Annotated in this window: 14 protein-coding genes; 6 read left to right on the forward strand and 8 right to left on the reverse strand. The window is 70.3% G+C overall.

From position 1 onward, the window contains the following. Positions 1-37 precede the first annotated feature (37 nt). Positions 38-361: a DUF7882 family protein gene (locus ACWIDW_RS07350; protein ID WP_454124168.1), complete on the forward strand. Its 324-nt coding sequence runs from the start codon at positions 38-40 to the stop codon at positions 359-361. A gap of 91 nt (positions 362-452) precedes the next feature. On the opposite strand, the gene ACWIDW_RS07355 is transcribed toward ACWIDW_RS07350, so the two are convergent. After that, positions 453-701 carry a hypothetical protein gene (locus ACWIDW_RS07355; RefSeq protein WP_454124170.1) on the reverse strand — a complete coding sequence of 83 codons (249 nt, stop codon included), beginning with the start codon at positions 699-701 and terminating at the stop codon, positions 453-455. A 217-nt stretch (positions 702-918) separates the two neighbouring features. On the opposite strand from ACWIDW_RS07355, the gene ACWIDW_RS07360 reads away from it, so the two are divergent. The 3 genes from ACWIDW_RS07360 to ACWIDW_RS07370 are packed head-to-tail and all read left to right on the forward strand — an operon-like array spanning position 919 to position 3,188. Next, positions 919-1,803 carry an SDR family oxidoreductase gene (locus ACWIDW_RS07360; protein WP_454124171.1) on the forward strand — a complete coding sequence of 295 codons (885 nt, stop codon included), beginning with the start codon at positions 919-921 and terminating at the stop codon, positions 1,801-1,803. Positions 1,804-1,808: 5 nt separating this feature from the next. Then, positions 1,809-2,114: a hypothetical protein gene (locus ACWIDW_RS07365; protein ID WP_454124172.1), complete on the forward strand. Its 306-nt coding sequence runs from the start codon at positions 1,809-1,811 to the stop codon at positions 2,112-2,114. A 33-nt stretch (positions 2,115-2,147) separates the two neighbouring features. Next, positions 2,148-3,188: an NAD(P)H-dependent flavin oxidoreductase gene (locus tag ACWIDW_RS07370; RefSeq protein ID WP_454124174.1), complete on the forward strand. Its 1,041-nt coding sequence runs from the start codon at positions 2,148-2,150 to the stop codon at positions 3,186-3,188. Between the two features lie 27 nt (positions 3,189-3,215). Here the strand turns inward: ACWIDW_RS07370 and purU are convergent, their stop codons facing one another. Then, a complete protein-coding gene (gene purU / locus ACWIDW_RS07375; RefSeq protein WP_454124175.1) occupies positions 3,216-4,067 on the reverse strand; it encodes a formyltetrahydrofolate deformylase in 852 nt (283 codons plus the stop codon). A gap of 76 nt (positions 4,068-4,143) precedes the next feature. Between purU and ACWIDW_RS07380 the strand changes: the two genes are divergently transcribed. Continuing rightward, complete coding sequence (locus tag ACWIDW_RS07380) at positions 4,144-4,608, forward strand: glutaminase (protein ID WP_454124177.1); 465 nt, start codon at positions 4,144-4,146, stop codon at positions 4,606-4,608. Between the two features lie 168 nt (positions 4,609-4,776). Here the strand turns inward: ACWIDW_RS07380 and ACWIDW_RS07385 are convergent, their stop codons facing one another. Beyond that, entirely contained in the window at positions 4,777-5,493 is a 717-nt protein-coding gene (locus ACWIDW_RS07385; protein WP_454124178.1) for a glutamine amidotransferase-related protein, read from the reverse strand. Positions 5,494-5,591: 98 nt separating this feature from the next. On the opposite strand from ACWIDW_RS07385, the gene ACWIDW_RS07390 reads away from it, so the two are divergent. Continuing rightward, complete coding sequence (locus ACWIDW_RS07390) at positions 5,592-8,144, forward strand: ATP-dependent Clp protease ATP-binding subunit (RefSeq protein WP_454124179.1); 2,553 nt, start codon at positions 5,592-5,594, stop codon at positions 8,142-8,144. Positions 8,145-8,189: 45 nt separating this feature from the next. Here the strand turns inward: ACWIDW_RS07390 and ACWIDW_RS07395 are convergent, their stop codons facing one another. The 5 genes from ACWIDW_RS07395 to ACWIDW_RS07415 form a co-directional block, all read right to left on the reverse strand. Further along, a complete protein-coding gene (locus ACWIDW_RS07395; RefSeq protein ID WP_454124181.1) occupies positions 8,190-8,906 on the reverse strand; it encodes a LysR substrate-binding domain-containing protein in 717 nt (238 codons plus the stop codon). Positions 8,907-8,990: 84 nt separating this feature from the next. Further along, positions 8,991-9,680: a helix-turn-helix transcriptional regulator gene (locus tag ACWIDW_RS07400; protein WP_454124182.1), complete on the reverse strand. Its 690-nt coding sequence runs from the start codon at positions 9,678-9,680 to the stop codon at positions 8,991-8,993. Positions 9,681-9,870: 190 nt separating this feature from the next. Next, on the reverse strand, positions 9,871-10,278 hold the full coding sequence (locus ACWIDW_RS07405; protein WP_454124184.1) for a transferase: 408 nt from the start codon (positions 10,276-10,278) through the stop codon (positions 9,871-9,873). 80 nt (positions 10,279-10,358) lie between these two features. Further along, a complete protein-coding gene (locus tag ACWIDW_RS07410; protein WP_454124185.1) occupies positions 10,359-11,132 on the reverse strand; it encodes a DNA-formamidopyrimidine glycosylase family protein in 774 nt (257 codons plus the stop codon). Then, positions 11,125-11,880, reverse strand: coding sequence for an EI24 domain-containing protein (locus tag ACWIDW_RS07415; protein WP_454124187.1), 756 nt, complete (start codon positions 11,878-11,880; stop codon positions 11,125-11,127). Before ACWIDW_RS07415 ends, ACWIDW_RS07410 begins: the two co-directional genes overlap by 8 nt. Positions 11,881-11,892: the final 12 nt, after the last annotated feature.

Here is an 11,892-nt window from a genome sequence, read left to right on the forward strand (position 1 = left end):
GCCAGAGCATTGTCGGATGTCGGAGAGGTGCATTTCCTTGGGAAAGTTCGTTTATGAAGGCTCGGTCAAGACCGAGATCGAAGACCGCGCCCTGACCCACCTGCAGCTCGTGATGACCGCGAAGCTTCGTCGCGGAGAGCCGTTCCCGTTCAGCTGGCGGGAAGACGCGAGCGTCGGCGGCGGACGCACGACCGTCTGGGTGCAGCCCAGCAGCGCGCTGGTGTTCAAGTACTTCGGCAGCCGGCAGCCCGCGATCAACCGCGCGTGGATCGAGGCCCTTGCCTATACGGCCAACACTCCGTCCGGCCTGCACCTGGTGCCCGAGCCGGCGGACGACCCGAACGCCGGCCTCGAGGGCTGATCCGTCCCGGCAGGGTAGGGGCCACGCCCGTGGCATCGAGCGCGCGGCTGCGGGAACCGCTGGTCGCGGAACCCGCAGCCGTCGGATCCAGCTAGCGAGCGCTCTCCTCGTGCACCTCGCCCGAAGGGGCCTCGGTGCGCAGGTCGGTGGGGGCGTGACCGGAGTGGAGCTGTTCGTCGTTCTCCGCGAGGTCGCCCTGACCGTCCTCGCCCAATTCGGCGTCGAGAGGCTCGTCGCCCTGCGAGTCGGGCTGCAGATCGGGTCGACCCACGACCGCGGCATCCGCCGGCGGGACCTCGGTGGTCTCGCGATCGTCGGGGGTCATGGAATCGCTGCTCATGGTGCCGTCCTTTCGTCGTGGACGTTCAGCCTGTGCGATCGTGCGCGGTCGCAGCACGCCCCTTGACAGCATCGTTCCTCGCCCGCCAACGCCCACTTGCGCGCGTGCGACAGCCTGTTCGACCTGTCAACCCCCTGGCCGGGCGCGGCGCACCGGGAGAGAGTGAGCACACTGGCACAGGTGCCGGCACTCCCCAACAACTTCAGAGAGGCGCACGATGAGCGACAGCACTCCAGATCCTCGCCACCAGCACCACGATGAGAACTTCCCCCCGCAGCAGCAGAGCCAGCCCGGTCTCACCGACGAGACCGGCCCCACGCCCGATCACGGCGAGTCGTCGTATCAGGGGCACGACCGGCTCGCCGGGCGTCGCGCGCTCATCACCGGCGGCGACTCCGGCATCGGCCGTGCCGTCGCCATCGCGTTCGCGCGGGAGGGCGCGGATGTCGCGATCGTGCACCTTCCGGAGGAGCAGAAGGATGCCGACGACACGGTCGCACTGATCCGTGACGCCGGGAGGACGGGGGTGAGCATCGCCGGCGACCTGCGTGATGAGCAGTTCGCCGAGGACGCCGTGTCCCATGCGCGAGAGAGGCTGGGCGGACTCGACATCGTGGTGCTCAACGCGGCGTACCAGCACGACGTCGACGGCTTCGAGTCGCTCAAGACCGACGAGATGCGCCGGGTGTTCGACACCAACCTCCTCGGAACGCTGTTCACGGCGCGCGCGGCGTACCCGCACCTCGAAGACGGCGCGAGCATCATCGTGACCGCATCGATCCAGGCTTACGACCCCTCGCCCGGCCTCATCGACTACGCCATGACGAAGGCCGCCCAGGTGGCGTTCGTGAAGGCGCTCGCAGCAGAGGCGGGAGAGCGCGGCATCCGCGTGAACGCCGTCGCACCGGGGCCCATCTGGACCCCGCTCATCCCCGCCACCGGGTGGGATGACACGAAGGTCGAGCAGTTCGGCAGCGACACCCCACTGGGCAGGGCCGGTCAACCGGCCGAGCTCGCCGGGGCGTACGTGTACCTCGCCGCGGCCGAGTCTTCGTATACCTCGGGCACGGTGCTCGCGGTGACAGGAGGTAAGGCGCTGTGACTGTCATGCTCGACGACCCCATACCGGCCACCCCTCACGGGGACTGGGAGCTCACGCCGTTGGGCCGGGACAGCTGGCGCATCTGCGACCCGGCGCGACGGCATGCCGACGCGGACTGCCTGATCGCGTACGTCGACCGCTCGCCGACCGGCGTGCTCGACGTGCTCTGGCTGCGCACACCGTGCCCCAGGACGACGCGGTTCCGCAGCTTCACGCAGCTGTTCGAAGCGCTCGACCTCGCGGTCGCGAACGCATCGAACCGTGCGCAGAAGCCCTCGCCCATCCCCGGGCGGCGGCCGCCGCGCGGCTGAAACACGCTCACGGCACGGGCGTAGCCTCGGAGTATGAGTGATCTGCGCGAACTGCTCGGCATCCGGCATCCGGTCGTCCTCGCGCCGTTCGGCGGACTCTCATCGATCGAGCTGACCGCGGCGGTGAGCAACGCCGGCGGTCTCGGCTCGTACGGACTCTACGGGTACGACGCGCCACGGATCCGCGAGACGGCGGCGGCGCTTCGCGCCGCCACCTGGGCGCCCTTCGCGCTGAACATCTGGCTGCCGACCGGCGACGAGGTCGAGCCCGGTGCCGAGCACGACGGATACGCCGCCGCTCTCGCCGACTTCTTCGATGAGGTGGGCATCGACCCGCCCGCGCGCCCCGACCGGTACCTGCCCAGCCTCGACGAACAGCTCGACGCGATCTGGCAGGCTGCTCCTGCCGTGCTGAGCGTCGTCTTCGGTGTGCCCTCGGGCGCGCTCGTCGACGAGGCGCACCGCCGGGGCATCCGGGTCATCGGCGCCGCGACGACGGTCGCCGAGGCCCGCGCCCTCGACGCCGCGGGCGTGGACGCCATCGTCGCCACCGGTGCGGAGGCCGCCGGGCATCGGGTGTCGTTCCTGAAGCCCGCCGAGCAGTCGCTGGTCGGGCTGGTCTCGCTGGTGCCGCAGGTGGCGGATGCCGTGCACGTGCCCGTCATCGCCGCCGGAGGCATCGCCGACCGACGCGGCGTCGCGGCCGCATTCGCGCTGGGTGCGTCGGGCGTGCAGGTCGGCACATCGTTTCTCGTCACCGCCGAGTCGGCCGCGAACGGTGCGCACCGCGCGGCGATCCGCTCGACGGCGGCCGACGAGAGCGTGCTCACCCGCGCGATGAGCGGCCGGCTGTCGCGGGGCGCGGCGAATCGCGCGGTGCGCGAGATGGAGGCATCCGGAGCCGTCGCACCGTTTCCCGCACAGAACTGGCTGACCGGACGCTTCCGGGCGATCGCCGGTCAACGCGGCATGGGCGAGCTGCAGTCGCTGTGGCTGGGCCAGTCGGCACCCCTGTCGCGAGGTCGCACCGCGGCCGAGGTGTTCGCCGAGCTGGTGGCGGGAGTGCCCGGCTGACCCGACCGGCGGGGCGTGATCGCCAGGTCAGAGGATGACGGTCGAGCGGCCGTGCACGATGACACGGTCCTCGGCGTGCCACTTCACCGCGCGGGCGAGCACGTACCGTTCGACATCGGCACCGCGCCGCTGCAGTTCCGCAGCCGACTCCGCGTGTGTGACCCGCGTGACGTCCTGCTCGATGATCGGGCCCTCGTCGAGGTCTGCCGTGGCGTAGTGCGCGGTCGCGCCGATCAGCTTCACGCCACGGTCCTTGGCCCGGGCGTACGGGTTCGCGCCGATGAACGCGGGCAGGAACGAGTGGTGGATGTTGATCACCGGCGCTCCGAGGCGCTCGATGAAGTCGTCGGTGAGGATCTGCATGTACCGGGCCAGCACGACCAGGTCGACGTTGCCCTGCAGCAGCTCGAGCTGGCGCGCCTCCATCGCGGCCTTGTCGCCGGAGGGGATGTGCATGAACGGCACGCCGAACGAGCGCACCGACTCGGCGAGGTCGGGATGGTTCGAGATCACCATCGTCACGTCGATGTCGAGCTCGCCGCGCTGGGTGCGCCAGAGCAGCTCCAGCAGGCAGTGGTCGTACTTCGACACGAAGATGGCCACGCGCTTGCGCTTCGACGAGTCGTGCAGCGACCACTCCATGCCGAAGCGGTCGGCGACCTCGGCGATCGACGCCTCGAGCTCGGGACGCTTGGCCGAGAGCCCCTCGAGGTGGATGACGGTGCGCTGGAAGAACCGGCCGCCCTCCTCGTCGGTGGAGTGCTGATCGAGGGAGATGATGTTCGCTCCGTGCGCGGCCAGAACTCCGGCGACAGCCGCGACGATGCCCGGCTGGTCGTCACAGGCGATGAGAAGGCGTGCGGTGTCCGTGTGCGGCATGGAATGCTCCTGAACTGGGGTGTCTGTCGATTCTGCCCGCATCCTGCAGGCCGCGCCCAATCGTTACCCTGGACGGATGGGTGCGACTCAGGAGCTGCTGCGCGATGCGCGGGCGCGCCTGGCCGGCGTGCCGCGCGAGTCTCTCGGTCGGGAGCGCACCTCGCGGTGGCGTGCCGATCGGATCGTCCGGGCGGGTGCCGCCTGGCATCTCGGGGTGCTGCTGCTGACCGATGACGGTGTGCTGTCGACCGCCGAGATCCTGCGCGCCGCCGAGCCCGTGCGCCGGGGATACACGGCCGACTCGGCGAGGGCCAGAGCGGAGCGTCGGGCGCAGGCGCGCAGGGGCGGCTTCGCGGAAGGCGAGGTCGTGCACGTCGGCTGGCAGGTGCTTGACGTCGCGGCGGTGGATGCCGGTGGGGCGTCCGGACCCCTCGCCATGCTCGACGGGGTGCCGAGCGTGCGCTGGTCGCCCGGCGGCGCGCTCGTGCCGCTGCGCGGATACCTCGACGAGCGGATCGCCCTCGCCCACCCGGGTCCCTGAGCCATTGTGTCCCTGAGCCTGCACCTGGGTCCCTGAGCCCGTCGAAGGGCCCCGCGTCCCACCCGAGCCCCTGAGCCCCACCTGGGTCCCTGAGCCCCACCTGGGTCCCTGAGCCCCACCTGGGTCCCTGACCCCACCTGGGTCCCTGAGCCTGTCGAAGGGCCGAGCTCAGCCGCAGACGAGTCCAGCGAACCGTCGCAGCAGATCCTCTCCCTCGACCGATGCCGCGAGCACAGCCCGCTCGGTGCTCTCATACTCGCGCGGGTCGAAGTACCCTGATGCCCGGTACACGGCCATCCGATCGGCGAAGTCCTGCGGTGACGCCTCGGGATGGAACTGCGTGGCGTACAGCCGCTCGCCGACGCGGTAGGCCTGCACCGTGCAGGCGTCGTTCGTGGCCAGCAGCACCGCGCCGGGAGGGGTCTCGCGTGCCGACTCCTTGTGCGCGGTGAACACAGACATGCTCGGAGCGCTCGGGCCGAACAGCCGATCCGCCATCCCGGCATCCGTGAGCTGCACGGTGGTCGCGCCGGCCTGCTCGGGTTGAGCGGTGTGCACGCTGCCGCCGAGCATCCGCGTCACGACTCCGATGCCGTAGCAGGTGAACAGCGCCGTCGCGGCGTCGTCGAGCACGCGCCTCGCGATGCGCTCGAGATCGTGCTCGACCGCCTTCTGGTGCTCGCCCTTCTCGGCATCCGTCACATTGAACGGCGACCCGCCGATGACGAATGCCTCGTACTGCTGCCACTCCACCGTCTCGAGAGAGGCGTGCAGCAGATCGATGCGGTCGAGGGCGGCCAGGCCCAGCCCGCGACGGAACGAGCGGTGCTCGGCATCCGCCGCGCTCCGTTCGGGTCGAACGCAGACGTACAGCACCGAGGACATGCGCCGAGTCTATTGGCCGGTTGACCTCGGCCGGGAATATCGGTCATGATCTGATGTTGAAGTTGATACAAGTGCGCTCAAGTTTGAGAGGAAGGGTAATGCCCAACGACTTCACCGACGCGGGATCAGGATCTTTCGACGACTTCCTGGCCCGTTACCTCGCGGGGGAACGCAACCGGCAGGCGCGTTCGATCGACCTCGCCCGGTTCCTCACCGCGCGCACGCAGCACATCCTGCAGCGCGCCGGTCGTTTCGCGCTCGAGCGCGGCCAGACTGATCTCGACTCCCTGCACGTGCTGCGGGTGATCGTCGAAGACGATGCCGTGTCCCAGGCGATCCGCCACCTCGGCATCGACCCGAAGTCCATCGCGGCCGCGGTCGATGCGGGTCTGCCTGTTCCGGCGGAGCCTGCAGCGCAGAACGCCGCGACGATCACGTCGAGCGCCAGCCGGGCCCTGTTCCACTCGTACCAGGTGGCCCGCTCGTCGGGCGCGACCTACATCGACCCCGAGCACCTGTTCTTCGCGCTCGTCCTGGGCCAGGACGTGCCCGCCGGGCAGATCCTCGCGCGCGCCGGAGTCACCCCGGAGGCCCTCACGCAGAGCCAGCGCGAGCCGGTCGCCGCCGGTGTCGACACCGACGAGGCGTCCGCCGAGCAGGCATCCGCCACCCCCATGCTCGACCAGTACGGGCTCGACCTGACCGCGCGCGCTCGTGCCGGCGAACTCGACCCCGTGATCGGGCGCGCCGACGAGATCGAGCAGACCATCGAGATCCTCAGCCGCCGCACGAAGAACAACCCCGTGCTGATCGGCGAAGCCGGCGTCGGCAAGACCGCGATCGTCGAGGGGCTCGCCCGCGCGATCGTCGACGACGCCGTGCCGGCACAGCTGAAGGATCGGCGCGTCATCGCGCTCGACCTGCCCGGGATGCTCTCGGGAACCCGCTACCGCGGTGACTTCGAGGAGCGCCTGACGAAGACGATGGACGAGATCGCCGCCCACAAGGGCGAGATCATCGTGTTCGTCGACGAGGTGCACACCGTCGTCGGCGCGGGCGGATCGGGCGACGGCGGCATGGACGCCGGCAACATCCTGAAGCCGCGACTGGCGCGTGGAGAACTCCACCTGGTCGGCGCCACCACACTCAGCGAGTACCGCCGCATCGAGAAGGACCCCGCGCTCGAGCGCCGCTTCCAGCCCGTGAAGGTCTCAGAGCCCTCGCACGATGACGCCGTGCTGATCCTCGAGGGGCTGCTGCCCGCCTACCAGCAGCACCACTCGGTGACGTACACGCCCGACGCCGTCCGCGCCGCGGTCGAGCTGAGCGCCCGTTACCTGCCCGACCGGGTGCTTCCCGACAAGGCGATCGACCTGATCGACCAGGCCGGTGCCCGACTGAGGCTGCGCCTGGGCGTGGTGCCCGACGTCGAGAGGCTGCTCGCCGAGCTCGCCGAGCTCGAGTCGCGCAAGAACGCGGCGGTGACCGCAGAGCATTACGAGGAGGCCTCCCGCATCCGCGACGAGATCGCAGAGGTGCAGCGCGAGATCGACGCCGTCGGCGCGTCGACTCCGTCCCCGCGGTCTGCCGCGGACGCCGTCGTGGACGAGCCGCAGATCGCCGCCGTGGTGTCGCGGGCGACCGGCATCCCTGTGAGTCGTCTCACCGAGACCGAGCGCGAGCGGCTCGGCGACCTCGAAGCCGACCTGCACGCCCGAGTGATCGGGCAGGACGACGCGGTTGCGGCCGTGGCGCGCGCCGTTCGGCGCAGCCGCACCGGCATGGGCGATGCGCGCAGGCCTGTCGGGTCGTTCCTCTTCCTCGGCCCGACCGGCGTCGGCAAGACCGAGCTCGCCAAGGCTCTCGCCGATCGTCTCTTCGACGACGAGAACGCCGTGATCCGCTTCGACATGAGCGAGTTCGGCGAACGGCACACCGTGTCGCGCCTGGTCGGTGCCCCTCCGGGGTACGTGGGATACGACGAGGCCGGTCAGCTCACTGAGCGGGTGCGGCGCAACCCGTACTCCATCGTGCTGTTCGACGAGATCGAGAAGGCCCATCCCGACGTGTTCAACCTGCTGCTGCAGGTGCTCGACGACGGACGCCTCACCGACGGTCAGGGCCGCACGGTCGACTTCCGCAACACGGTGATCGTGATGACCTCGAACATCGGCTCGGAGTTCCTGGCCTCGCGTTCGGGAGCCGTCGGATTCGTGGCCTCGCAGGACGCATCGGCCAACGGCTTCGCGTCGATCGACGACCTGCGGGCGAGGGTGATGGGCAGGCTGCGTGAGGCGATGCGGCCCGAGTTCCTGAACCGGATCGACGAGATCGTGCTGTTCCAGAAGCTCGGTCGCCACGAGCTGGGTCGTATCGTGCGGCTCATGCTGCGGGCGACCTCGCAGCGGCTCGATGCGCGCAGCGTCGTGCTCGACGTCACCGACGCCGCTGTCGAATGGCTCGGCGAACACGGCTACGAGCCGGAGTACGGTGCACGCCCACTGCGTCGCCTGATCCAGCGCGAGGTCGACGACCGCATCGCCGATCTTCTCGTCGCCGGCGAGCTCGTCGACGGCGAGCGGGTGCGCGTGGACGTGTCAGGCGACGCGCTGTCCGTCACCGCCGAGACGGCTCATCGAGCGGCGGCCTGACCCGTCCGGCATGGTGACCTCCGCCCTCGGCCGTGAGGGTGGAGGTCACCGCGACGAGTTCGCCGTGCGTCCGCGCACGATGCCGACGAACGTCTCGACATCGGGCGTGGTCGCATCGCGCGGCCACGCCAGCGCGACCGTCGAGGTGCGCCCGCCGAGCAGCGGCCGATAGTCGGCGTCCTTGCGGTGATGCAGTCGGGCGAGCGACATCGGCACGACCAGGATGCCGACGCCCGACGCGACGGTCGCGACGGCGTCTTCGGTGGTCCCGATCGTCGGGAACGACGGCGCCTCGGTCGGCAGGTCGAGCGGCCCCAGCACGTCGTCGCCGGGGACGATCAACACCTGCCCCGCGAGGTCGTCGGCGGTCAGCTGGTCGGCGGCCATCAGGTGCGAGTCCGCGGATGCCACGACCACCGGCACCTCGTCGTAGAGCGGGATCACATGCAGGTCATCGCGGTCGGAGAGGGGCAGGCGCACGAGCGCGGCGTCGAGGGCGTCGATGGCGGCGCGCTCGCCGGCGAAGGTGATCGGCACGAGTTCGATGTCGACGTGCGGCATCCGCCCCTTCCAGGCATCCACCCACTTGCCCGGGGTGGCGCCCGGGATCACGCCGAGGCGGAACACGCGCGGTGTCTCGTCGATAGGAGGGGTCGGCGCGGGCTGTGGCGAGGGCCGCGGGGTGCGCTTCTGCGTCGGCTTCTGCGTCTTCGCGGGGCGCGGCCGCCCGCCCTTCGGAGCGCGGCGGCGGTCGTTCTTCACCGGTTCAGCGTACCCGCCGCGTCGCCGGCACGTCGGGGCGGCCGGTCTCGCCGGCCTGCGCCGACCGCCCGATCGCCTGCAGGATCATCGCTGCGGGCGGATCGCCACGCAGCAGCGTCCCGCGTGCGGCTCGCCGAGCGCCCGCATGTGGTCGCAGTGCAGGCCGTCGAGCACACCGCGCAGCAGCGACAGATTGGCCGAGCACACCAGCTCGGTGTGTTCGCGGGCGAGGGAGTCGAACGGGCAGTTCGAGAGGATGACGGCGTCGCCGTCGCCGTCGGCTTCGCGCCGCGGCTCGAAGCCCTGCGCGGTCAGCACGGAGGTGAGACGGTCGATCTCGTCACGATCGGCGGCGTCTGCCGCGGACTCGGCGATCGAGCGGCCCTCGTCGTGCGAGACCTGGTCGAGGGCATCCCGCAACGGCATCCCCTCGCCGGCACGTTCGATCGCGCTCGCGAGCACGTGCCCGACCAAGTCGTAGCGGCGCTCGGGCAGTGAGATGCTCACCGTGCCGACGGCCCGCCGGTACAGCTTCGACGGGCGGCCGGCGCCGGGACCCGTGCGGCCGCTCAGTCGTCGGAACTCGGTTTCGAGAAGTCCGGCGTCGACGAGCTTGTCGAGATGGAAGCGCGCCATGTGGGCCGGCACTCCGAGAGCGGTGGCGGCCGCTTCGCGGGTGACCGCGTCGGGCTGGCCGACGACGTGCTCGTAGAGCGCACGCCGCGTCTCGTCGGCGAGGGCCCCGATACTCGACGCCCGTGCGGAGATGTCCATGATGCCTCTCTGAAAGCAGAAGCCCGTGTTTCAGAACCTCGTGCTTCTAATTTTAGCAATGACCTCATTTAGAGAAAATGGCTCGGAGGTGAGCGTTCGAACCGAGGCCTGCGGGTTCGACGGCGAAGACGTGCGAGCATGCGAGAGCCCGCCGGTCGTTGCGACCGCGCGGGCTCTTCAGATGATGGTCTCAGGCTGCCAGCCAGAGACCCTTCCGGTCGGTGATGACCGTGAGACCAGGGGCGACGCTCTCGTCGTGCCCGATGCGCGTGCCTCGTGAGACGTGCGCGCCCGCGCCGATCTCGGTGCGGACGCCGATCCACGCACCCTCACCGACGGCTGCCCCCGCGCCGATGTGCGCGTGCGCGTCGATCCGGGCGTTCTCTCCGATGACGGCATCCGGCTCCACCCAGGCACCACGCGCGACCCGTGCTCCGGCGCCCACTCGCGCGCCGGGTTCGACATAGGCGCCGGCCTCGATGAGAGCCTTCGGGTGCACCTTCGCGCCGTGCGCGACGAGTCCGCGGCCGTTGACGTGCTTGCGGTATCGCAGGGTGGCGCCCTGGTCGTCCTCGATATCGATGTAGTTCTTGCCCACGTTTCCTCCCGTGTTCCGGAGTCTTCCGGATATATCTACAACCAGGAGGGGGCTTGATTCATTCCCCGGGAGGGATTAGCTCACCGCTGACAGTTCGGGCACCAGAAGGTGATGCGCTCGCGCGTCGGGTCGGCCCCCAGCTCGCCCTTGCGGATCGGCGTGCCGCAGCGCCGACACGAGCGCCCCGCGCGCCCGTACACCCAGTCGGTGAAGCCGCGCCTGGCGTCGCCGGTGAAGGTGCGATCCATCCGATCGCGGTTCGCCCGGATCGTCCGGACTCCGAGATCCAGCAGCGCGGCGACATCGACCTCGGGAGTCGGCGTCTCGGGCCGGATTCCGCGCAGGAACAGCAGTTCTGCCGCGTACTCGTTGCCGAAACCGGCGACGTTGCGCTGGTCGAGCAGCGCAACGTGAATCGGTCGCGGGTCAGCGGCGAGGCGTCGGATCGCCTCGGCGAGATCCCAGTCCTCGGAGAGCGGATCGGGACCGAGGTGGTTCACCAGCTCGCCCTCGCTGCGGGTGGGCACGAGCTTCACCTCGGCGATGTCGACGCCCACGGCTTCGTGGTCGGCGGTGCCCACGATCGCGCGCACCTTGAACGCGGGGTGGCGCCACTTCTCGCCGGGGCGGTAGGTGAACCAGGCGCCGTCCATGCGCAGATGGGAATGCAGGGTGAACTCGCCGATCCGCATCAGCAGGTGCTTGCCACGAGGGACCACATCGTGCACCGTCTGACCCGTGAGGTCGGCGGTCGCGAGTCGCGGCACCCGCAGATCGAACCGCGTCACCTCCTGGTCGCGCAGCGCGGCGTCGAGTCGACGCGCCGCCCGATAGATCGTGTCGCCCTCAGGCATGACGCGCCGCCGTCGACGAGCGTTCGCGCAGCAGGTCACGCGCCAGCACGGTGGCGCCGGCGACGGCAGTCGGCATGACGAACACGGCGCCGAGCGGCACCATGAAGCACAGCTGCGTGGCCGCGCCGAACCCGAGCAGGCGTGCGCGACGTGCGGCGAACAGCCGCGACCGCTCGACGGTCGGGATGTCGCGGGCGTTCAGCGCCCGGCCGGTGAGTTCGCGGGCGAGCAGGCGCCCGGTCAGCAGCACGCTCGAGACGGCGGCGAGCGGGGCGCCCACGAGCGGAACGAAGCCGATCGCGAGGGCCAGCAGCGCGACGAGCGCACCGAGCGCGATCAGGCGGATGCTCTCGCCGAGCGCCACGAGGACTCCGCCGTCGCCCTCGGGCACGTCGCCGCCGAGGTCGGTCTCGATCGCACGCCAGATCCGCTGATAGAACGGGTCTCCGATCAGCAGCGTGAGCGCGGTGAACGTCACGCTCGCCAGTGCCAGCACGGCGATCGCCGCGACCAGTCCGACGGCGGTGCGCAGCCCATCCCGCCAGAACGGCGCCCACTCGTCGGCGAACGGCGTCGCCCACGCGATGATGCCGCCGAGGTTCAGCAGCAGCGGGATGATCGCGGCGGCCAGCAGGGCGAGCGCGATGAGACCGGGCACCAGGCCGAGCGCCATCAGCCCCGGGCGTCGCCGCCAGTATCCGAAGCCGCGTCCGAGGTAGCCGATGCCGGTGCCGAACTCGCTGACCATGGGTGAAGTCAA

This window comes from Microbacterium sp. NPDC055312 (assembly GCF_053645675.1).

What these genes read in the sequence shown, in the direction of transcription:
- ACWIDW_RS07355 (WP_454124170.1), bottom strand. Translation starts at nt 701, where the DNA reads ATGAGCAGCGATTCCATGACCCCCGACGATCGCGAGACCACCGAGGTC.
- ACWIDW_RS07360 (WP_454124171.1), top strand. Translation starts at nt 919, where the DNA reads ATGAGCGACAGCACTCCAGATCCTCGCCACCAGCACCACGATGAGAAC.
- ACWIDW_RS07365 (WP_454124172.1), top strand. Translation starts at nt 1,809, where the DNA reads ATGCTCGACGACCCCATACCGGCCACCCCTCACGGGGACTGGGAGCTC.
- ACWIDW_RS07370 (WP_454124174.1), top strand. Translation starts at nt 2,148, where the DNA reads ATGAGTGATCTGCGCGAACTGCTCGGCATCCGGCATCCGGTCGTCCTC.
- purU (WP_454124175.1), bottom strand. Translation starts at nt 4,067, where the DNA reads ATGCCGCACACGGACACCGCACGCCTTCTCATCGCCTGTGACGACCAG.
- ACWIDW_RS07380 (WP_454124177.1), top strand. Translation starts at nt 4,144, where the DNA reads ATGGGTGCGACTCAGGAGCTGCTGCGCGATGCGCGGGCGCGCCTGGCC.
- ACWIDW_RS07385 (WP_454124178.1), bottom strand. Translation starts at nt 5,493, where the DNA reads ATGTCCTCGGTGCTGTACGTCTGCGTTCGACCCGAACGGAGCGCGGCG.
- ACWIDW_RS07390 (WP_454124179.1), top strand. Translation starts at nt 5,592, where the DNA reads ATGCCCAACGACTTCACCGACGCGGGATCAGGATCTTTCGACGACTTC.
- ACWIDW_RS07400 (WP_454124182.1), bottom strand. Translation starts at nt 9,680, where the DNA reads ATGGACATCTCCGCACGGGCGTCGAGTATCGGGGCCCTCGCCGACGAG.
- ACWIDW_RS07410 (WP_454124185.1), bottom strand. Translation starts at nt 11,132, where the DNA reads ATGCCTGAGGGCGACACGATCTATCGGGCGGCGCGTCGACTCGACGCC.
- ACWIDW_RS07415 (WP_454124187.1), bottom strand. Translation starts at nt 11,880, where the DNA reads ATGGTCAGCGAGTTCGGCACCGGCATCGGCTACCTCGGACGCGGCTTC.